15 protein-coding genes are annotated in these 22,647 nt (G+C 51.0%); 8 read left to right on the top strand and 7 right to left on the bottom strand.

What is annotated here, in order from left to right:
- Window positions 1-49 precede the first annotated feature (49 nt).
- The 4 genes from EBA_RS15045 (at window position 50) to rpe (ending at window position 9,097) form a co-directional block, all read left to right on the top strand.
- On the top strand, window positions 50-5,167 hold the full coding sequence (locus tag EBA_RS15045) for an ATP-binding sensor histidine kinase (RefSeq protein ID WP_192375463.1): 5,118 nt from the start codon (window positions 50-52) through the stop codon (window positions 5,165-5,167).
- Window positions 5,168-5,194: 27 nt separating this feature from the next.
- Window positions 5,195-5,896, top strand: a complete 702-nt coding sequence (locus EBA_RS15050; RefSeq protein WP_192375464.1) for a response regulator — start codon at window positions 5,195-5,197, stop codon at window positions 5,894-5,896.
- Window positions 5,897-5,917: 21 nt separating this feature from the next.
- Window positions 5,918-8,290, top strand: a complete 2,373-nt coding sequence (locus EBA_RS15055) for a sensor domain-containing protein (protein ID WP_192375465.1) — start codon at window positions 5,918-5,920, stop codon at window positions 8,288-8,290.
- A 135-nt stretch (window positions 8,291-8,425) separates the two neighbouring features.
- Entirely contained in the window at window positions 8,426-9,097 is a 672-nt protein-coding gene (gene rpe, locus EBA_RS15060; RefSeq protein WP_192375466.1) for a ribulose-phosphate 3-epimerase, read from the top strand.
- 73 nt (window positions 9,098-9,170) lie between these two features.
- Here rpe and EBA_RS15065 read toward each other — a convergent pair whose 3' ends face one another.
- Complete coding sequence (locus EBA_RS15065) at window positions 9,171-10,988, bottom strand: autotransporter domain-containing protein (protein ID WP_192375467.1); 1,818 nt, start codon at window positions 10,986-10,988, stop codon at window positions 9,171-9,173.
- A 249-nt stretch (window positions 10,989-11,237) separates the two neighbouring features.
- On the opposite strand from EBA_RS15065, the gene EBA_RS15070 reads away from it, so the two are divergent.
- A complete protein-coding gene (locus EBA_RS15070) occupies window positions 11,238-12,452 on the top strand; it encodes a glycosyltransferase (RefSeq protein ID WP_192375468.1) in 1,215 nt (404 codons plus the stop codon).
- Here the strand turns inward: EBA_RS15070 and EBA_RS15075 are convergent.
- From EBA_RS15075 to EBA_RS15095, 5 genes are all read right to left on the bottom strand, one after another.
- Window positions 12,431-13,195 carry an inositol monophosphatase family protein gene (locus EBA_RS15075; protein ID WP_192375469.1) on the bottom strand — a complete coding sequence of 255 codons (765 nt, stop codon included), beginning with the start codon at window positions 13,193-13,195 and terminating at the stop codon, window positions 12,431-12,433. The two genes, EBA_RS15070 and EBA_RS15075, sit on opposite strands and share 22 nt — an antisense overlap.
- Before the next feature lie 79 nt (window positions 13,196-13,274).
- The gene (locus tag EBA_RS15080; protein WP_407663558.1) at window positions 13,275-14,567 is read right to left on the bottom strand and encodes an ammonium transporter; all 1,293 of its coding nucleotides are present in this window, start codon (window positions 14,565-14,567) and stop codon (window positions 13,275-13,277) included.
- A gap of 132 nt (window positions 14,568-14,699) precedes the next feature.
- Window positions 14,700-15,038, bottom strand: a complete 339-nt coding sequence (locus tag EBA_RS15085; RefSeq protein ID WP_020485493.1) for a P-II family nitrogen regulator — start codon at window positions 15,036-15,038, stop codon at window positions 14,700-14,702.
- Window positions 15,039-15,219: 181 nt separating this feature from the next.
- On the bottom strand, window positions 15,220-16,623 hold the full coding sequence (locus EBA_RS15090) for an ammonium transporter (RefSeq protein ID WP_192375470.1): 1,404 nt from the start codon (window positions 16,621-16,623) through the stop codon (window positions 15,220-15,222).
- A gap of 22 nt (window positions 16,624-16,645) precedes the next feature.
- The gene (locus EBA_RS15095; protein WP_020485491.1) at window positions 16,646-16,984 is read right to left on the bottom strand and encodes a P-II family nitrogen regulator; all 339 of its coding nucleotides are present in this window, start codon (window positions 16,982-16,984) and stop codon (window positions 16,646-16,648) included.
- 407 nt (window positions 16,985-17,391) lie between these two features.
- Between EBA_RS15095 and EBA_RS15100 the strand changes: the two genes are divergently transcribed.
- Both EBA_RS15100 and glnA read left to right on the top strand, forming a co-directional pair.
- Entirely contained in the window at window positions 17,392-18,816 is a 1,425-nt protein-coding gene (locus EBA_RS15100) for a porin (RefSeq protein WP_225616325.1), read from the top strand.
- Between the two features lie 162 nt (window positions 18,817-18,978).
- Window positions 18,979-20,388, top strand: a complete 1,410-nt coding sequence (gene glnA, locus EBA_RS15105) for a glutamate--ammonia ligase (protein ID WP_192375471.1) — start codon at window positions 18,979-18,981, stop codon at window positions 20,386-20,388.
- A gap of 138 nt (window positions 20,389-20,526) precedes the next feature.
- Here glnA and EBA_RS15110 read toward each other — a convergent pair whose 3' ends face one another.
- Complete coding sequence (locus EBA_RS15110) at window positions 20,527-20,889, bottom strand: hypothetical protein (protein ID WP_192375472.1); 363 nt, start codon at window positions 20,887-20,889, stop codon at window positions 20,527-20,529.
- A 250-nt stretch (window positions 20,890-21,139) separates the two neighbouring features.
- Here EBA_RS15110 and EBA_RS15115 point away from each other — a divergent pair, with 250 nt between their 5' ends.
- Complete coding sequence (locus EBA_RS15115; protein ID WP_192375473.1) at window positions 21,140-22,519, top strand: L-serine ammonia-lyase; 1,380 nt, start codon at window positions 21,140-21,142, stop codon at window positions 22,517-22,519.
- The last annotated feature ends 128 nt before the right edge of the window (window positions 22,520-22,647 follow it).

Consider the following 22,647-nt stretch of genomic DNA (forward strand, 5'->3'; position numbering starts at 1 on the left):
CGCTTTATTGTCCCAACCAGCTATCCGCTATCTTACGCAGAGCTATCGAATGATAGATACCACAAGAAAAATTCCGCTAGAAAACGCGCCGCAATTGGACAGCTATCTGCTGATCGAGAAGCTCGGCGAGAGCCTACAAGCCACGGTTTACAAGGGCTATCACAAACATGTGCCGGACTACCCGCTAGTGGTGAAATGCCTGAAATTATTATCGAGTTGGGACGACCAATCCCGGCACTTGCGGCAAAAAATCGAACGACTGAAAGTATTGCATGACCCCAGAACCAGCACCCCATTAGCGCTAGAATCAAACGACGACGACCAGTTCCTCGTCCAAGCCTGGTTCAACGGCCAACCGCTAAACGACTGGGTTAGCCAACAACAAGCCGTGAACCTGGCCGATTTTTTTACGCTGGCCTGTTCGCTGGCCGATACCTTGCAATCGGTACATGACGCCGGCATTACCCACGGTGGTATCAAACCGCATAATATTCTGGTGCAGCCGGGTACGCTGAATCTGCGTCTGACCGACTTCATCACGCCCTTGGATATCCGCGATATAAGCCATTTCATTTACGATGCGGAATTTGTCCGCAACACACTGGCCTATACCTCGCCGGAGCAAACCGGGCGTATCAACTACCGAGTTGATTTTTCTACCGATTTATATTCGCTGGGCATCGTTTTTTACGAACTGCTGACCGGCCGGCTGCCGTTTTTTTCACCTGATCCCTTGGAATTGATTCACTCGCATTTGGCCGAGGAAGCGGTCAAAGTCCATGACATCAGCCCCGGTATACCGCACACGCTGAGCGAAATCATCGCCAAACTGATTTTGAAGCAACCAGAAAAACGCTATCAAAGTGCCTCCGGCTTACTGGCGGACTTGCTGCGCTGCCAGAAAGAACACGAACTTACCGGCACCGTATCCGATTTTGGCATAGGTCAACATGACCGTAGCCGCCGAGTGATTTTCATCTCGAAAATGGTCGGGCGCCAAAGTGAAACCGAGCTAATCCATCAGGAATATAGCCAGGTAACCCAAGGCCAGTTTCGTTCGGTGTTTATTTCCGGTCTGTCAGGTATCGGCAAGACCCGGCTGATTCAGGAATTGCAAAAACCGCTGGTAAAAAATCGCGGCTATTTCAGCGCCGGCAAATTCGATCAATACCAAAAAAATATACCCTACAGTTCACTGATCCAGGCACTACGCAATCTGATCCGTACCTTTCTGACCGAGAGCGATGAACAAGTGCAACAGTGGTCCACCAAAATCATGGCAGCCGTGGATAATGCCGGTAAGGTGATTATCGATGTCGTGCCCGAGTTGGAATTCATCATAGGCCCGCAACCGGAACCCTTACACTTGCCGCCGGTAGAAGCGCGTAACCGTTTCAACAATCTGCTCGGCCGTTTCCTTGAATGCCTGGCTAACAAAGACAATCCGCTGGTGTTATTCATCGATGATCTGCAATGGTGCGATAGCGCCACCTTCGATTTCCTGCAAAACCTGTTCGCCAATCATCGCGAACACCCCTACCTATTGTTTATGGGCGCTTATCGTCACAACGAGGTCGACAGCGGCCATCCCTTGATCAAGCTGATCCGTAACGTGCAAGAACACACCGGCCCGCTGGCCGAGATTCATCTGACCGAGCTCAGCGACGCCGATTGCCACGAAATGGTTGCCTACATTCTGGATTCGTCTCTAAAAGCCACGGCGAATTTGGCCGACTTTATTGCGGATCTGACCGAAGGCAACCCATTGTTTGTCAGCGAAAGCTTGGCTTGGTTGTACAACGAGGGTTTACTCAGCATCGATGCCAATCAACACTGGCAATGGGATATGAACCGCATCCGCGATACGCAAATGCCCGCCAGCGTGGTGGAGTTGTTCAGCGCCAAAGTGCGTAAACTGCCAAGCCGAACTTTGAACATTCTTTACCATTGCGCCTGCATGGGCAACCGCTTCACCGCCGAAGATGTCGGGTTGGTGCTGGATACGCGCATCGAGCAGCTGTTTGAAGACTTGAAGCCGGTGTTAAGCATGGGGCTTTTACTGGAAAATAAAGCCGACTTGCAATTTGTGCACGACAGGGTTCAGGAGGCGGTATTGCAACAAATAGCGGCCTACACCCGTCCGAATATACATTGGCGCATCGGCAACCGCTTGTTATCGGCCGTTGCGGCTGGCACCGAACTAGCCGGCCTAGACAATTTATTCACTATCGCCGCGCATCTCAACCAGGGCTGTCCGGAGCTGCTGGATAACGAAACAGGCTATTGGCTGGTGGATATTAACTTCCACGCCGGGAATAAAGCGCTGGATGCCTTGGCCGGCGAGGCCGCCAACGAATTTTTCCTGAAAGCTCACAACTATCTACCGACCGATTGTTGGGAAACGGCCTATGCGCTAACGTTTCGGATTTATCAACGCCTGGCCAAAACCGATCTGATGTGCGGCCGCTACGACAGCTCGGAAGCCTTGCTGAATCGACTGATCGAGCATGCGGTCAGCGATTTGGATAAAGCCGAAGCACTGGCGGATCAGACCACTTCGCTATCCTCGTTCGGCAACTTCAAACAAGCTATCGCCACCGCCAATCGTGGTTTGGCCTACTTCAACAAATCCATTCCCGACGATCCCGAACAAGCTCGGCAGCGTATGGAAAATCTGATGTTAATGATCGAGCGGCAGGACGACGTCTGGCAAAAAATCCTGAGCATGCCGTTTACCGAGCAACGGCAAAGTAAAATCGAACTGGCGTTTTACAGCGAACTGATCCCGGATTTATATATGTGCGGACTGGTACCGCAGCTTTATTTGTCCGCCGCCCAATCCACACTGCATTGCCTGGAAGGCGGTATGGACGAATCGGTCATTTATTCGTTTTCCATCATGGGCCTCAATCTGGGCGAACAGGGTAAATTCGACCAAGCGTTTCGATATCAGGATTTAGCTCACGACCTTTGCGCCAAACACCCCAACACGTTTGGCGCTACTAGAGGCATGAACGGCATCGTCTGGTGCAATATGCACTCGCGCAGCCACCCGGCCGATATTGTGGATTACGCGCATAAAGCCATTCAATCCGGCAAGAATTGCGGTGATTTATACAACGCCGGCTTGTCCTACGGCCCGCTGATGTGGAATCTGGTGGTCCAGGGTAAAAACCTGCGCTGGGTTGAGGAAGCCGCCGAGGAGTGTTTGCAATTTTCCCGCAAAAACCAGCTGTCGTTTTCGACAGGCCTGGCTCAGGCGGTGCTCGCCGGCTGGGTATTACCCATGAAACCCGAGTATCCCCCGGTCGATATGCAAGCGACCCTGGCCGACTGGCAAGCCAATAATTATGTCGCTGCTACCGGCAGTTATTTCGTATTGCTGGGTTTTGCCCAATATTACCTGGGCGACTATAGTGCGGCGGCCGTATCGTTAAAAACCGTGGAAAGTTATTTGCACGGTTTAACCGACAATGTTTTGAAGCGTCTCTGGTATGTGTTTCGAATCTTGAACCTGCTGCGCTCGGAAACGGATTACGCACAAATCGATTCCGAGATAAAACCCTTGCTTGCTCAACTGGAAACTTGGGCACTGCTCGGCCCCTTGTTGAAGCCTTACCTGCTGTTTATCCATGCGGAAATTGCCAGGCAGCAGGGCCAGTATCGGGAAGCGCGCAATCTTTATCTGGACGCCATCGCCCTATCGTTAGCACAGAACTACGACCTGCTAACCGGCCATTTATACGAAACATTGGCCGATCTGATATATACGCACAGCCAGGGCGATGCGGAACTATATTTCGGCGAAGCTCGCCGCTATTACCGTTTGTGCCGAGCCGACGCCAAGAACAACCGGTTACAGGAGCGCCATCAATATGTCAGCCCGGAAACCGGCGCCAGAATAGCCAAAACCCAGCCGGCCCCGGCCACCCTGCCTAGCCTGGATACCAGTTATTTAATGAAATCGGCGCTGGCACTATCGGCGGAAATCGATCTGACGCAGCTGATGCAAAAGATCATGGCCGTGGTACTGGAAAGCTCCGCGGCCCAGCACGGTTATTTATTGATTAAACAAAATGACGAACTGTTGGTCGCCGCCGAGCAGCACGTCGGTAAAAAACGCACGATACACAGACACTACTACAGCCTGAGCAAGGTGCGCGGCATCTGCTACGCCATCGTCAATTACGTGCAACGCACCCACGAAAAAGTCGTGCTGCGCGATGCCTGTAGCGATGGCGCGTTTCAGAATGCCCCCGAGGTCATGGCATTCGGCTTACGCTCGGTATTGTGTTTACCGGTCATCAAGCAAAGCGAATTAATCGGTCTGTTATATCTGGAAAACCGGCTGTCGGAAGGGGTGTTCACCCCGGAAAAAATCAGTATGACCGAACTGTTGACCGCGCAAGCCGCCATTTCACTGGAAAACGCCCGCTTGTTGGAACAAACCCGGCAGGCTTATAAGCAGTTGCAAGAAAACCAGGACCACATGCTGCAAATGGAAAAACTGTCGGCACTGGGCACCCTGGTCGGCGGCGTGGCTCACGAGATCAATAATCCGCTAATGGGGGTGATGAACTTCGTGGAATTTGTCGCGGACCGCACCGAAGACGCCAAATCCAAACAAGTGCTAGCGCAAGCTTTACAGCAAATTCAACGTATCAAAAACATTGTTTCGAATATGCTGGTGTTCATGCATCAAAAAAACACGCAAACCGGCAGTTGCTCGATAGAGGAAGTTTTAGGCCAAACCCTACTGTTACTGGAAGGCGAATTACGCAAATCCGCTATCGAGCTGCGCCTCGAGATACCGGCAAACTTGCCAAAACTTGCCTGCACGGCGGAAAGCATGCAACAGGTTCTGATCAATCTGTTAATCAATGCCCGCGACGCACTGCGCGGCATTCAGCAACCGGTTATTGAAATCAGCGTCAGCTCCGTGGAAAAAATGCTAGAGTTGACCATAAAAGACAACGGCCCTGGCGTCCCCGATGAAGTGCAAAGCCGCATGTTCGATCCTTTTTTCACCACCAAACCGCCCGGCCAGGGTACCGGCTTGGGTTTATCGGTCACTCGCCGTCTGATTCAGGATACCGGCGGCTCGATAGCAGTGGATAGTCGCATTGGCGAAGGCTGCTGCATACGGTTAAAATTCCCCCACTATTAATATTTATAGCAGACTGAGACAGAAGCAATGGTAAACAACATTCTGGTGATTGACGACGATCCGGCGGTACGCGGTGCCTTCAAGCTGATTCTGGAAGAGGAAGGCTACAATGTGCGTGAAGCCGAGAATGGTCTGCAAGGTATCGCCATGGTTGAAGCTGATCGTCCCGACCTGATATTTCTGGACTTACGCATGCCTGGCATCGATGGCGTAGAAACCTTGCGGCGTCTGAAGACACTGGACACCAGCCTGAATGTCTATATTGTCACGGCCTTTGCCGCCGAATTCATGGATCAACTGAAAGACGCTCATGAGGAAGGCTTGCAATTCGAACTGGCCAGCAAGCCCTTATCGGCGTCGCAAATCAGAAATATCGCCCAAGTTGTGCATATCGCCAAAGTCCATGAAGGACGCCGTGCCAACCACCATAAGCTGGTCCTGACCTTGTATGTGGTGTCCTTAAATCCGGAAACCCGTAAACTGGTCGAACAAATCAGCGCCGTGCTGGCCGGCATTTACGAGCCGGGCCATTGGGTATTCGATGTAGTCGAAGTATTGGGCATGCCGGAAAAAGCCCTGGAAAAAGAAATCTTTGCCACGCCGATGCTGGTGCGCGATTTGCCGGAACCGGTGTTAAAACTGCTGGGTGATCTGTCCCGGATGTCGTCGGTGATGGCGGCAATCACTACCCAGAATGTCGGAACAGGTGTCCAGACCGTGATCGTTTGAGGATAGGTCGCTTACCACTAAATGCCGCAAACACTCAAACAACTTAATCTGATCCTCGATACCATTACCGACGGCGTAATGGTGGTCGACCCGCAAGGCAGCGTCATTTATGCCAATCAGGCGGCGGAACAACTATTGGAGCGAGGCAGCCTGATCGGCCATTCCTTGGCAATTCCGATTCCCGCTGACAGAATTCAATATCAAGACATCAACCTGATTCGACCCAGCGGCATAGCTTGGGCGGAAATGCGCTCCACCCCGTTGGAATGGGAAGGCTCCCCGGCCTACGTGATTGGGCTACGGGACATCACTGCCCGTAAGCAAGCGGAAATAGCCCTGCAGGAGAGCGAATTACTCTTCCATACGCTATCTAAAATTGCCCCGGTCGGTATTTTTCGCACCAACGAAAAAGGCGAATGCGACTACGTCAATCATCGCTGGTGCGAAATCACCGGCTTACATTTTAGTGACTCGCACGGTGCTGGCTGGATAGCCGGTTTGTTTGCCGAAGACCGCGAAGCCATCATTGCCGAATGGCAGCGCTGCGTATCCGCCTTGCAGCCCTTCAATATGCAATACCGGTTTCAACTTGCGGACGGCAGTGTGCGCTGGGTGGTGGGCCGCGCCGAGCCGGAACTGGATGAAGCGGGCGAATTGTGCGGTTACGTTGGCACTATCACCGATATTTCCGACATCAAAGCCAACGAGGAGCGCTTGGGACAAGCCGCCGCCGTATTCGAAAGCACGCGCGAAGGCGTGATGATTACCGATGCCCGGCGTCGGATTACGATGGTCAACAAGGCGTTTACCGATATTACCGGCTACGACAATCAGGATGTGCTCGGCAAAAGTCCCGGCGTCATGAGTTCCGGGCGCCATAACACCGATTTTTATCGGGAAATGTGGGCCAATATTGCCATGACAGACCATTGGCAAGGCGAAATTTGGAATCGTCGCAAATGCGGGGAAGTGTATCCGGAATTATTAAGCATCAGCACCGTGCGCGACGGCAATGGAGAGATTAGCCATTATGTGGGCGTATTTGCGGACATTTCCAAGCTCAAGGCTTCGGAAATGGAGCTGGAGTTCCTGGCCCACCACGATCCGCTGACCAAGTTGCCCAACCGCATGCTGTTCCTGTCGCGTCTGCAACATAATATTGAGAAAGCCCGCCGCCAAGCCAACAAGATGGCGGTGCTGATGCTGGATTTAGACCGTTTTAAGGACGTTAATGATAGTTTCGGCCATTTGGCCGGCGACGACTTACTGCAAATGGTGGCCGAGCGCCTGACCAGCCGGCTGCGTACCAGTGACACCATTTGCCGACTGGGCGGCGACGAATTCGTGATATTGCTGGAGGAAGTCAACCAATCCGAAACCGTGGCACATGTTGCCACGCAAATCATCCATGCCTTGAACCAAACTTGGCGACTACCCAGCGGTCATGAGGTACGCATCGGCGTCAGCGTCGGCATCGCGATGTTTCCCGAACACGGCGCCTCACCGGACGAGTTGATCCAGCAAGCCGATACTGCCTTGTATCAAGCCAAAAACGAAGGCCGCAATCGCTTTAAATATTTCTCGGAAGACCTGACCCGCGCGGCCCGAGAACGCATCGATATCGAAATCCGTCTGCGGCAAGCAATCGAGCAAGGCGAATTGCGGGTGTTTTTTCAACCGCAATTTTGCATCGATAACGGCACCATAGTCGGCGCCGAAGCCCTGGTAAGATGGCAGACAGCCAGTGGAGAACTTATATCGCCGATTCGTTTCATTCCCATTGCCGAGGAAACCGGTCTGATTACCACGATTGGCAATTGGGTATTAAAAGAAACTTGTCGCCACGGCCAGCGCTGGCGCAAGGCGGGTTTTCCGCCCTTACGCTTGGCGGTCAATTTATCCCCGCAACAGTTTTTACATAGTGACATTAGCGATGTGGTCGCCAGAATTCTGAATGAAACCGGTTTTCCAGCCGAATATCTGGAACTTGAACTCACGGAAAGCGCATTAATGAAGCGTGAAAAAGAAGCCATCGAAATTTTGCATAAACTCCATGCCTTGGGTGTGCATCTGGCCATCGATGATTTTGGCACGGGCTATTCGTCACTGGCCTATTTAAAACTATTTCCGCTGGACGTCTTAAAAATCGATAAGAGCTTCATTGAGGACATTCCGAAACACACCGACGATATGGAAATCACCGCTACGATCATTGCCATGGCAAAAACACTACGCATGCGGGTGGTTGCGGAAGGCGTGGAAACCGCCGAGCAACTGGCTTTTCTGAAAAGCCGGCAATGCGATCTGTACCAGGGGTTTTTGACCAGCAAACCGCTACCGGTAGCGGAATTTGAAAAATTTCTGACCGATTACCTGCCGGACTGCAGTTTATGATTGGGCAATGCGTTAACAATTAACACATGAGACGCTGATCGACTGCCTCCCAGTGTTCGATGGATCCACTGTTTTAGCCAAACGCCGGAAAATAGTTATAATGGTCGTTTTTAACCTTACCAAAAGGATCAAAAGATGGCTGACAATCTGATTGCACCTTCCATACTCTCCGCAGACTTCGCGCGCTTGGGCGAAGAAGTTGTTAATGTCTTGAATGCGGGTGCCGACATTGTGCATTTTGATGTTATGGACAACCATTTTGTGCCAAATCTGACTATCGGTCCGCTGGTTTGCGAAGCCTTGCGTAAACACGGCGTCACCGCGCCTATCGACGTACATTTGATGGTGGAACCTGTAGACCGCATTATTCCGGACTTTGCCAAAGCCGGCGCTTCTTATATTACCTTCCACCCGGAAGCATCAAGGCATATTGATCGTTCATTGCAAATGATCAGAGACCTGGGTTGCAAATCCGGTCTGGTATTCAACCCGGCCACGCCTTTAACTTATCTGGAACACGTACTGGACAAAGTCGACATGATTTTGTTGATGTCAGTCAACCCCGGATTTGGCGGCCAATCTTTCATTCCATCCGCGCTGGATAAATTGCGCCAAGCCAGAAAAATTATCGACGACAGCGGCTTCGATATTCGCCTGGAAATCGACGGCGGCGTTAAAGTGGACAACATCCGTGAAATCAAAGCCGCCGGCGCCGACACCTTCGTCGCGGGTTCCGCCATTTTCAGCCAACCCGATTACAAAAAAGTGATCGACGACATGCGCGCGGAAATGGCTAAAGCCGTATAAGTTTGCATTAGAGTCGGCCGCTACGGGATATTCCCGGCGCGGCCACTTCCTCTAAGCAATACCTCGATCATTCCTAAAACGGAATTCTCGCTCCCAACTCAATAGTATGGTCGGTAATATAGGCCTGCCCCAAGCGGTATTCGTATCGCAAAAAGCCCGCCCGACCTTCCGGCAAACTCAACGCCAACGATGTACCGATATTGAAATAGTCACGATCCGGCGTGTCGGTTTTTACGCTGAAACGACCGGTGCCGGCCGCCGCTTGACTAAAGCGCGCCTGGATCAAACGGCTTTCGTCCAGGTATTGATGCACCCATTCGAAGCGCACGCCGGGCGACAATACTCCCCAAGAAGTACTAATCGCATTACTGGCTTGACCACCGATAGTCGATGTCGCTGAATCGATAGACTGACCGGCAAACTCCATCGCTAAGCCGCCGCCACCGCTTTCCCGATAGCTATCGACTTTGGTTTTGCTGTAATCCAGTCTTAGATACGGATTGATCACAAAACTTTGTAGCGCAAAATCTTTACCAAAGCCCAAACTAAACCCGTATTGGTCGCCATGGGCGGCACTCGTGGCCGTGTTGTCGAAACCGGTGTATTGGATGCGCCGATTGATGTCGAAGGAATGCAGCGCATAGCTCATTATCCAGTCGATATAAAATGATTGCGGCAAGAAATAACTGCCATAAGAAGAAAATTCGAAGGCGTCGGCCGACATGCTGCCGCTATTGAGATTGTAATTGGTATCGGTGGAGCCATAACCGAAAGCCGCTCCCAACACCAACTCGTCCATAACGCTGTAATCAAGACCGAAAGTAACGGCCTTTCTATCGGCTTTAAACCCCCGTTCGCTACCGGTATTGGCTTTTTCGCCGACATTGAATTGACCTTTCAGAAAGAAACCCAACGGACTATCCCGGAATAGCTGGTCGTTTGGATCATCGCCTGCTGCGCCGCCGCGTGCCGGACCCAATGCCGTCATCAAAGCCTTGCCGACCGGTATGGTTTCACCATTGATATTGATGGTGGAATAGCCGAGCAACGACGAGCTTTGCTGTTGGGAGTTGCGCAGATTAACGATACGGCCATGAATCACGGAAAATTGCTTAAAGCCAAAATCCACGGCCGCCGAGCCTTGCGCGGCAACCGCATCGGGAATCACCGCGTTCAAGTCGGCGTTGTTTATTTCGTTGCATCGGTTCAATAAATCGCCGCTCGCTCCGGAGCAAGCACTGGTTAAACCTTCGTAAATTGATTGCTGATTGGGAGTAAAGGTCGGATCGGCAGTTAAGTTGGGTGTCGAGGGTGTCGAGGTTGTCGGCGTTGTGGGTGTCGTTTGCGTGGTGGAGGCAGAAGCAACGTCATTGTCCACTATCGTGACGACCGCTTGAGCCCCGGCGCCAGGGACGGCTCCCGGTAAACACAATTCGGAGGAGTTTTGAATCGACAAATTTATCGTTTCGGCACTTTCGACCAGTGTATCGTCGATAATATTGATAACTACCGATTGCGTTTGAGAGCTACCATTCTGGACGTCAAATGTGACTCGCCCGCCGGATAGGTTGTAGTCACTCCCGGAGCTGGCACTACCGCCGCTAGCAACCACATCCCCTTCGATAATACAGCTGCCGCCATAACCACTATTCATTTCAACAATCACCTGCAAGTTACCACCGGCTTCGTTCACACTATACGTGCTCGGAATGAATGCTAAAGTCGACGCATCTACCGCAAACGGCTTAAGCGACAGAACAGCCGCCGCCGCCAGCAACACCGCCTTGGAAGTGAACACACGGTGGCGAATGATCCGGTTTGAACGTTTCGGAAATACTTCGATGCCGCAAAAACATGCCGCGTTTTCGGGATGTGTTAGAGGTAATATCATAAAAATCGCCCGAGTTAATACTGCGTAATTTAAGACTAAAGCTCAGTTTCGCAAATTATGCCAGCTAATACCGTTTGTGAGTCAATGTCAACTTAAATGACATCCCCCGAATTCCGTAACAAATTGCCCGGCATTTACTAATGCCACGCACAATACGCCGGTAATTAGAAAAATAATCACTCGGATAAAATGTATTAATCTAAGCCATCAAATACTATATCCAACAATTTATACTTAAAATCCGCAACTATGAGTAGAGCCCTGTATTGCTGGGAATTGGGTGCCGGCTATGGTCATACCGCCGCATTCCTGCCAGTTGCCCGACAGCTGAAATCACTCGGGCACGATGTAATATTCGCGCTCAGAGATTTGGAATACGCCGAAACCTTGTTGGCTAAAGATCGCTTTTGTTATCTGCAGGCACCGATACGCTGGCCGGATGGTCGGCCGTTACCGCCGGCTTCCAGCTATTCCGGAATCCTTCTGAACTCCGGGTTTCACGATGCAACCAATTTATATACCAGAGCAAAAGCCTGGCAGTCTTTATATGCGCATTTGCAGCCAGACATGCTGATATTAGATCATGCACCGATAGCATTGCTCGCGGCTCGGAGACTGAACATTCCACGAGCCGGATTCGGCAGCGGTTTTCTCTCGCCGCCGCGCCTCAGCCCCATGCCCAATATCCGTCCCTGGTTGCGAGTCGCAGACAAAGTGTTGACCGATACTGAAAACCAGGTGCTGAACGCAGCTAACTCGGCATTAGAACGTATGAATGCGCCGCCGCTACGGATTTTGGCAGATTTATTCGACCTTGATGAAGACTTTCTTTGCACGTTTCCGGAGCTGGACCATTATCGGCAATGGCGCACCGCAAACTATCGGGGACCGACTATTTTGCAGACAGACGGCATGGCGCCGGTTTGGCCAAGCGTCGGAGCCGAAAAAATATTCGCATATTTACGCCCTGAATATTCCGGCCTGGAGATATTGCTAAAACAATTGCGCGCGTCGCCTTGGTCGATATTGGTGCATGTACCCGGAACAACGCCCGCTTTTATAGCAAAAAATAGTAGCGCCAACTTGCACATCACCCCACACCCGGTCATCATCTCGGCAACCGCCGAACAATGCGATCTGGCCATTTGCCATGGCGGCGTTGCGACACTATCGGCGTTTTTGTTGGCCGGCAAACCCATGCTGGTATTGCCATTTCATCTCGAACAACTAATCAGCGCCCAGAACATCGCGACACTCGGCGTCGGCACTTACGTCAGCGCGGAAAGCAAAAACCCCAACTACAAAGCGCCAATGGCCGAACTATTGCGCAATTCGAAATACGCACTGGCCGCCCGGAAATTTTCGAAAAAATACGCAGGGTTCGCTCCCGCACAACAAGCTATCGACATCGCCGAGCGTTGCCATACACTAATGCAAAGCCCTTACATCAAAGGCAGCAGCTGATCGAGAATTTTCCCGTTTGTTGCAAACACCTGCTTCGGAAACACGCCTGGATTACCTTTAAAATCGGTAATCGTTGCGCCCGCTTCTTTGGCTATCAACACGCCCGCGGCAATGTCATAAAGATTCAGCTCCTGTTCCCAAAAGGCATCGACCTGACCATCGGCAACGGTGCATAAATCCAGAGCAGCGGAACCCAAGCGCCGTTGACCGGTAGTGGCCTGGGCGATGCGATTGAAACGAGGTAGGTTATTGTCTTCCAAATACTGACGCAGACAGGCAAATCCAGTAGACACCATGCTGCTGGCCAGATTGGTTTCGTCCGACACCCGGATAGGTTTGCCGTTTTTCCAGGCACCCTTGCCTTTTTCCGCACAGTAATAATCGTCCAACGCCGGGCCGTAAACCGCGCCCATCATCAATTCCCCGTCGATTTCCAAAGCCACGCTGATCCCCCAGAAATATTGGCCTTTGGAAAACGAGTGAGTGCCGTCGATAGGATCGACGATCCAGCGGCTGGTTTGGTTAGCGGATTGTCCGCTTTCCTCGCCCCAGAAACCGTATTCCGGACATTGCTCGCCGAGAGCCTGTTGCAAATAATTTTCCACGTCAACATCGGCATCAGTGACCAGATCGCGAGCACTTTTTTTGTTGATCGCTAGCGCGCCTAAATCGTTGAAATAGTGCATCGCCACATCGCCAGCGGCGCGGACGATGATTTCCAAAGTTTCGAGAGTAATGGGCATGATTTTCCTGGTTTTGTAGAGAGGCGGGCAGCATGGCTACCCGCCCTGCTCGCCAAGCCTAAATTTTAAACGCTAAAGTTTACAGATTGTGGTAACCGGTCTCTTCATGCAACACAATATCCAGACCTTGTTGTTCCTCGTCTTCGCTGACGCGCAAACCGATGAATAGGTCGATTAATTTCAACAAGACATAGCTGAAAAAAGCGCTCCAGGCGACGGTCACCAGTACTGCCAGCGCTTGCACACCGACTTGCTCGGCGATAGTAACGCCGTTTAAACCCAAGCCTCCAAAGCTTTCAGCCGCAAACACGCCGGTTAAAATTGAACCGACGCAGCCGCCGACCCCGTGCACCGGGAACACGTCCAACGAATCGTCGATTTTTAAACGGCGTTTGACGAACTGCGTGGCATAAAAACACACGATGCCGGCCACGATACCAATAATCAAACCACCAATCGGCCCGACAAAACCGGAGGCCGGTGTGATGGTACCCAATCCGGCTACCATCCCGGTCACGATACCCAATACGCTGGGCTTGTTGAAACGTAGCCATTCGATCGTCATCCAGGTCAACGCGCCAGCGGCCGCGGCGATATGAGTCACCGCAATCGCCATACCGGCACTACCATCGGCTTTTAAGGCGCTACCGCCATTAAAACCGAACCAGCCGAACCAGAGCATCCCGGCACCAGTTACCACCATGGTCATATTGTGCGGCGGCATCGCTACGGTTGGAAAACCTTTACGACGCCCCAAAACTAATGCCGCCACCAAGGAAGCCACCCCGGCATTGACGTGAATCACAATCCCGCCGGCGAAATCCTTGGCACCCAAAGCCGCCAGCCAACCGTTACCCCAGATCCAGTGGCAAATCGGCATATACACCACGATCAGCCAAAGCCCGCTAAACCAGAGCATCGCCGAAAATTTCATGCGCTCGGCAAAGGCGCCGACGATCAACGCCGGGGTTATGATTGCAAACGTCATTTGGAACATGAAAAACACGGTTTCCGGAATATCGCCGATCAAGTTTTGGGTACTCATGTCCGGCAAAAAAATCTTACTGCCGCCGCCCAGGAACGGCTGCCAACTACCGCCGTCGGCAAATACGAAGCTGTAGACGCCGGCCAGCCATAATATCGATACCACACAGGTAATCGCAAAACATTGCATCAATACTGACAACACGTTCTTACTTCTGACCAAGCCGCCGTAGAACAGCGACAGCCCCGGAATCGTCATGAATAAAACCAATGCGGTGGAGGTTAAAACCCAGGCCGTATTGGCTTGGTTAATGCCGTCAGCCCAAGCCTGGTCCGGCAATATCATGCTGAATACAATCAGCAGCAGCGCTCTTGTTATTGTTGTCATGGTGTATCACGAGATGATGGTGTGTTGTGTTTATTAAGCAGGCTATAAACGACAAAATCGCCCTGGTCTGCGAAAACGCGCAGACCAGGGCGATTTTTGATGTTCTACTGCTTTTTATTTTTTTTTGAAGACTTAGATAGCGTCTTCTCCGGTCTCACCGGTTCTAATACGGATAATCTGTTCCAGGTTGGTAACAAAAATTTTACCGTCGCCAATTTTGCCGGTGTTTGCGGCCTTAACGATGGTTTCCACGGCTTGGTCGACAACGTGTTCGGCAACTGCAATTTCCAGTTTGACCTTGGGTAGAAAATCCACCACGTATTCGGCGCCGCGATATAACTCAGTATGGCCTTTTTGCCTGCCAAAACCTTTTACTTCGGTTGCCGTCACACCGGCCACGCCGATCTCGGACAAGGCTTCCCTGACGTCGTCCAGCTTGAATGGTTTGATAATCGCTGTAATTAATTTCATGCTATCCCCAAATTCGAATGATTAAAAAGCTGTTTCGTCACTGTTGCCGCCAATGATAAATAATTCCGATAGAACCTACAATTTACGCGGGCAAAAGCACCAAAGTAGTGCCTCATGATAACAAAAACGGGCAGCCATCGCCGACCACCCGTTCTTTTGGCGTTATCCGCAGCTTTCAAGCCTAAACATGATAAGCGGTTTCGCCGTGTTCGGTAACATCCAGACCTTCACGTTCGGTCGCTTCGCTGACCCGCAGACCCACAGCCACATCGGCGATTTTGAACGCTACAAAGGACACCACACCGGACCAGACGATAGCGATACCTACACCCCAGGCTTGACTGGTAATTTGCGTCAACATGCTGTAATCAGGCAAGGTAGCGTTGGTTACATAATCCCATACACCGGTGCCACCCAAGTCGGGGCTGGCAACGATAGCGGTACCCAAGGCACCTAGAATACCGCCGACTCCGTGCACGCCAAACGCATCCAGCGAATCGTCGTAGTTGAGTGCATGTTTTAGAAACGTTACAGACCAGAAGCAAACCGCTCCCACCGCCAAGCCCAAACCAATAGCACCCATCGGGCCTGACCAGCCGCAAGCCGGCGTGATAGCCACTAAGCCGGCAACCGCACCGGAGGTAGCGCCCAACATACTAGGTTTACCGCGCACCGCCCATTCCGCCCCCATCCAGGCCAGCGTTGCTGCCGCAGCCGCTAGTAACGTATTTACGAAAACCAATGCCGCCAGACCGTTCGCTTCCAGGTTAGAGCCTGCGTTAAAGCCAAACCAGCCTATCCACAACAAGGACGCGCCTATCATATTCATCGTCACGCTGTGTGGAGCGATGAACTCTTTACCATAGCCAATACGTTTGCCTATCATCAAGCAACCGACCAAGCCTGCGATACCGGCGTTGATATGCACCACGGTGCCGCCCGCGAAATCCAGCGCGCCTTTTTGGAATAAAAAGCCCGCAGTCGCACCGGCAGTTTCAGCAGCAGCGGCATCGGTATACGCATCAGGACCTGCCCAATACCAAACCATATGCGCCATCGGCAAATAGCAAAAGCTAAACCAAATCACGGTGAACAACAACACGGCGGAAAACTTAACCCGCTCGGCAAATGCGCCGATGATCAATGCCGGTGTAATGGCGGAGAAAGTCAACTGAAACGCTACGTAAATGTATTCAGGCACATAAACACCTTTACTAAACGTTGCAGCCATAGAATCCGGAGTAATTCCTTTTAGAAATGTCTTACTGAGACCACCGAAGAATGCATTGCCTTCGGTGAAGGCAACGCTGTAGCCAAATACGGCCCACATGATCGCCGTCAAGGAAAAGATGACAAAAACTTGCATCAGGATAGACAGCATATTTTTGGCTCTTACCATGCCGCCATAGAACAAAGCTAAGCCGGGTATGACCATTAAGGCTACCAATACGGTGGCTACAATCATCCAAGCGGTGTCGCCTTTATTCACAGTGGCTTGCACAGCCGGTGCAGCAACCTCTTCCGCAAACGCCATGCCCGAGAGTCCAAACAGCGCGAATAGCGCCATGCCTGTTAAATATTTCATTGTTGGTTTCCCCATCTTGATATTAAAGAGCTTCTTCGCCGGATTCGCCGGTTCTAATCCGAACTACCTGCTCCAAATCGGTTACAAAAATTTTGCCATCGCCGATCTTCCCGGTATTGGCAACTTTCACAATCGCTTCGACGGCTTGCTCAAGCAAAGCATCCGCAACAGCTACCTCTATTTTTGCCTTGGGTAAAAAATCCACCACATATTCGGCACCGCGATAGAGTTCAGTATGGCCCTTCTGCCGACCAAAGCCTTTTACTTCAGTAACCGTTACGCCAGATACACCGATATCCGACAACGCTTCGCGCACGTCGTCTAGCTTAAACGGCTTAACCACCGCTGTTATCAGTTTCATAGTTCAACACCTCGTTGCTTGAGTTAATAAATTCCCGAAACAAGCAAAGCATGATGCATGCCATTATCTATCTTCATGTTTTATAACCTTTTATTAAACACATCAATTAAAAGGACAAAAGAATCGCACCTAAATGGTGCGACACTCTTTGGATTGCACCATTGCAATTCAAGCCCTCTTTACACGCCTTGAAATACTGGCTTTCTCAATTTCCACAGAAGCAATTAGGGTCTTGTCGCAACATAGCAACAACGCATTACACTGGTGCAACAAAAACAATTTGCACCATTCCGATTCATCAACTACCCTTCATTACAAGCGTATCTTGTTGATTTTCAATAAATCAACTATGGCCCGAAAAATGCTTGATAATATTCAGTAGTCACTGAACCAAGGGGATAACCGACATGAGAAACAACACAACGTTAACAAAACCATACACACGCGCTTATTTAGCGGGTTTGTTGGTGATTTGCAGTACAGCCGCGAGCGCGGATAACTGGACAGAAGCATCCGGCCTGCTGGGCGCCGCGGGCATTGATCCGAATGAATCCAAATTTATGAAGGATCACAATCTGAAATTCGGCGGCTGGCTGGAAACTAGCGTAAGTGTGAACGCGAACTCTACCCACAATGGCTTTAACGGCCCCGTGACTTTTCAAGACAGAGACTCGCAATTCCAAATGAACCAATTGAATTTCTATCTGCAAAAAGCGATTACAGTTGGGGGTGACAGCTTCGATTGGGGCGGCCGAGTTGACTTTATGTACGGTTCCGATGCCATTTTTACCCAAGCATACGGCAATCCCGCTTACAACCCGTTAACGGGAACAGCTGCACCGCGGGGCAACTGGGATTTACATTTATCAGGCGACCAAAATTACGGCATTGCCTTGCCTAACGCTTACGCTGAATTCAACTTGCCTGTTGGCAGCGGTATTGATCTTAAAGTCGGCCATTTTTACACCCCACTAGGCTATGAAGTGGTCACATCACCCGACAACTTCATGGTCAGTAAACCGTATACCATGCAATACGGTGAGCCCTTCACTCACACGGGCGCTTACGGTACCTACAGCTTAAACAGCAATTGGAGCGTAATGGCCGGTGCAGTTACCGGCAGCGCCACTGGCGGCTGGGATGGTAATTTTGATCGCAACCTTGGAACCTGGTCATGGTTAGGCGGCGGCACCTGGACTAGTGATGACGCCGGCACCTCTTTGAATCTGACCACTACGCTAGGCCGACAAGCAGACAACAACAATAATTTATGGGGTATCTACAGCTTGGTAGGTAAACACAACTTTACCGACAAACTGCATTTCGTCATTCAACATGATCATGGCTTTGCTGAGAAAGTCATAACCGCCAATGGCATCAATGCTGTTGCTGCGGGCATGACTACCAGTAACATTCAAAATGCTGAGTGGTACGGCATCAACTCCTACCTGATTTATGATGCCACTGATAAATTAAGCGCTGGTGTCAGAGCGGAATGGTTTCGAGACAACAACGGCTACCGTGTTAACGGCGCTGGCCGTTGCGTCGCTGGAGTCAACACATATGGTGGTAACGGAGCGGCTTATAACGTCACCGGCAGCTCCTGCAACGGTTGGATGAGCAGCACAGGCAATTTCAGCGCCCCGACTCCCGGAACAAATTATTACGAATTGACTGTTGGATTAAACTACAAAGCCGCAAAATGGCTAAGTTTAAGACCTAATATGCGCTTGGATTACTCTGATCAAAAAGTATTTGGTGTTGATGCAAATGGAGTTGGAAACAATAGAACCCAATTCTTGTTCTCTGCTGATGCGGTTGTCACTTTCTAACCCAACACAAAAGCAAATTAGCATTTGAAATCATCGAGTCTCCAAGGACCGGAAGGCCTTTGGAGACTCGGTTTGTTATAGCGCTTTACGGCGTTTGATGATATTGTTACGGCCGTTTTAGCTGCTCGACCAAACAACTATAACCTACGGAGACCCTCACTAATGTCAGTTGATCACGTCCTCAAATTAATCCAAGAAAACGACGTCAAATTTGTCGATTTCCGTTTCTGCGACACTCGCGGTAAAGAACAACACGTTACGTTCCCTGCACATTCCATCGATGAAGATACCTTTGAAGAAGGTAATATGTTCGACGGTTCATCCATCGCCGGCTGGAAACACATCAACGAATCCGACATGATTCTGATGCCTGATCCAAGTACAGCGGTTATTGACCCATTCTTTGACGACAAAACCGTCATTTTGCGTTGCGATATTATCGAACCTAAAGATATGCAAGGTTACGCTCGCGACCCACGCTCTATCGCCAAACGCGCTGAAGCCTATTTGCAATCTACCGGCATTGCCGACACCGCATTCTTCGGCCCTGAAAACGAATTCTTCATTTTCGACGACGTTCGCTGGAACACCGGCATGGGCGGCTGCTCATACCAAATTGATTCCGAGGAAGCCGGCTGGAACTCAGAAAAAGTTTATGAAAACGGCAACATCGGTCACCGTCCAGGCGTTAAAGGCGGCTATTTCCCTGTTCCGCCAGTCGACTCTTTCCAAGACATGCGCTCTGCAATGTGCCTAGTTCTAGAAGAAATCGGCCAAACCGTTGAAGTACACCACCACGAAGTGGCCACTGCTGGGCAATGCGAAATCGGTGTTAAATTCAACACTCTGGTTAAAAAAGCCGACGAAGTATTGGGCTTGAAATACGTCATTGCCAACATCGCCCACGCATACGGCAAAACCGCTACCTTCATGCCAAAACCATTGGTAGGCGACAACGGCAGCGGTATGCACGTTCACCAATCCTTAGCTAAAGGCGGCGTCAACCTGTTCACCGGCAATCTGTACGGTGGCTTGTCTGAAACCGCGCTTTACTATATCGGCGGTATCATCAAACACGCTAAAGCATTGAACGCGATTACCAACCCGTCAACCAACAGCTACAAACGTCTGGTTCCTGGTTTTGAAGCGCCTGTTATGCTGGCTTACTCTGCACGTAACCGCTCTGCGTCTATCCGTATTCCTTACGTCACCAATCCAAAAGGTCGCCGTATCGAAGTACGTTTCCCAGACTCAACAGCTAACCCATACTTGGCATTCTCCGCCATGTTGATGGCAGGTCTTGATGGTATCCAAAACAAAATTCACCCAGGTGAAGCGATGGATAAAGACTTGTACGACTTGCCGCCGGAAGAAGAAAAAGCTATCCCACAAGTGGCTTTCTCTCTGGATGAAGCATTGGCTGCTCTGGATGCAGACCGCGAGTTCTTAACTCGTGGCGGCGTATTCACCGACGACGTAATCGATGGCTACATAGCCCTGAAACAAGAAGATGTGACTCGTCTGCGTATGAGCACTCACCCTGTTGAGCTGGATATGTACTACAGCCTGTAAGACGCAGGGCTGCTTCATATAGCCCCACGATCTCGCAAAACCCCGCAGGTCATTTGGCTTCGCGGGGTTTTTTTGTGCTCATCACATATCAATACAATTGGCTATTTTGATTGAGCTCAGACACCCACATCGTTAAAGCTATTTGTCATCATCAGGTATTTCAGGAGCCTTCCAAGAACCGCGTTTATGTGCCTCCATAACAGTTTCCCAGCCATTCCGTAGTTCCTGTTGAGTAATTTCGAAATACTGGAGAATTCCATCCAGGCCGGACGGTACTTCAAGAGTTGGCTTGGCATTATTATTTGCTGCCGTTGCTCCCTTTGGAAAAGATGAAATCAGTACACTGCCATTAATGGGTTTGATAGCAGCTTTGGCACAACGCGACTGATCGTCGGTATACAGGGTTTTTCCATCCACGACACACTTCATCGGCTCAGCCAATGCCTGACAAATCGGTAAAAATGCAGATATGCTAAGGCCAATTAGGATTTGTATTTTCACGGCATAGCTCCATTAATTCACAAGTAAGATATTCGCTTTCGGACAAATTGATGCTCGGAATGTTTTCCAACGCAGCCTTTACTCATAAGTCTAGTTAGGAATATAGCTCCCCCTGGTAATTACGAGCTTTTTCCGTCCTGCAGAATGTATATCCAGCGCCACGACAGGGGCATATTAATTGCTTATTATCTAGGGGATGCACACCCTTTATTCTAGAAACTCTTTTCTCAGCACTCTTTAGGCGACAATTATGGCTATCAGCGTCTTCGATATTTTTAAAATCGGTATCGGACCTTCCAGCTCGCACACTGTAGGACCAATGCGCGCGGCGATGACATTCGTCAATAACTTGGAACAAGAAGGCATTATTGGCGAGGTAGAGCGCTTGCGCATCGAATTATTCGGTTCACTTGGCGCGACCGGCAAAGGCCATGGCACCGACAAGGCGGTATTACTTGGCCTGGAAGGCGAAGCACCTGATTTGATAGACCCGGCTGTCATTCCGCAACGACTGGCAGCGATCCGCGAAACCGGAGCCGTTCGGCTATTGCAGCGCTATCCGGTGCCGTTTAAGGAGAAGACCGATTTACTGTTTCAGCGCAAAGTGTTGCCGTATCACTCAAACGGTATGCGCTTTACCGTATTCGACGCAAACGGCGCCGAACAGCTACAAAGCGATTATTACTCGGTAGGCGGCGGATTCGTCGTCACCGACGCGGCTGCTGCTGCCGATCGGTTGAGCAATGACGATACCTGCCTGCCCTACCCATTCAAAACTGGTGCAGCGATACTAAAACTGTGCGCGACACATAACAAATCAATCAGCGACTTGATGCTGAGCAATGAAAAAGCTTGGCTGAGCGAAGAGCAGATCCGCCACAACTTGCTGAACATCTGGCAGGTGATGCAGGCCTGTGTCAAACGCGGTCTGCATGAAGAAGGCGTAATGCCCGGCGGCATGAAAGTAAGACGCCGGGCCGCGAATCTTTATCGACAACTTAGCGGCGAAATACCCCGGCAAACTCCGAGTATGCCGGTGGGTACGATGGAATGGGTGAATTTGTTCGCGTTAGCTGTCAGCGAGGAAAATGCCTCGGGTGGGCGGGTCGTGACCGCACCAACTAACGGCGCGGCCGGGATTATTCCGGCGGTGCTGCATTATTACTGCCGATTTTGCGATGGCGCGAACGAGGAAGGGGTGATTCGCTTTTTACTCACGGCAGCGGCAATTGCTATCTTGTACAAAGAGAACGCCTCGCTGTCCGGCGCCGAGGTCGGCTGTCAAGGCGAAGTCGGCGTCGCCTGCTCGATGGCGGCCGGCGCGCTGGCCGAAGTATTGGGCGGCACGCCCGAACAAGTCGAGAACGCCGCTGAAATCGGCATGGAGCATAACTTGGGACTGACCTGCGACCCGGTAGGCGGCTTGGTGCAAGTACCCTGTATCGAGCGCAACGCAATGGGCTCGGTTAAAGCAATCAACGCTGCCAGAATTGCCCTGCGCGGCGACGGCACGCACTTCGTTTCCCTGGACAAGGTAATCAAAACCATGCGCGAAACCGGCGCCGACATGAAAACCAAATACAAGGAAACCTCACGCGGCGGTTTGGCTGTGAATTTGATTGAGTGCTGAAAGCTATAGGGCTGAGCCAACTCAATACCAAGACTCGTATTTTCGCTAAAACATCCGGTAGCGGTTGGGCACAAAAACTGCGCCCACCCGCTCACCCTATTTTGGGCAACCGATTATCAGCCCCATAT

Source organism: Methylomonas albis (assembly GCF_014850955.1).
In the GTDB taxonomy this organism is placed as follows: domain Bacteria; phylum Pseudomonadota; class Gammaproteobacteria; order Methylococcales; family Methylomonadaceae; genus Methylomonas; species Methylomonas albis.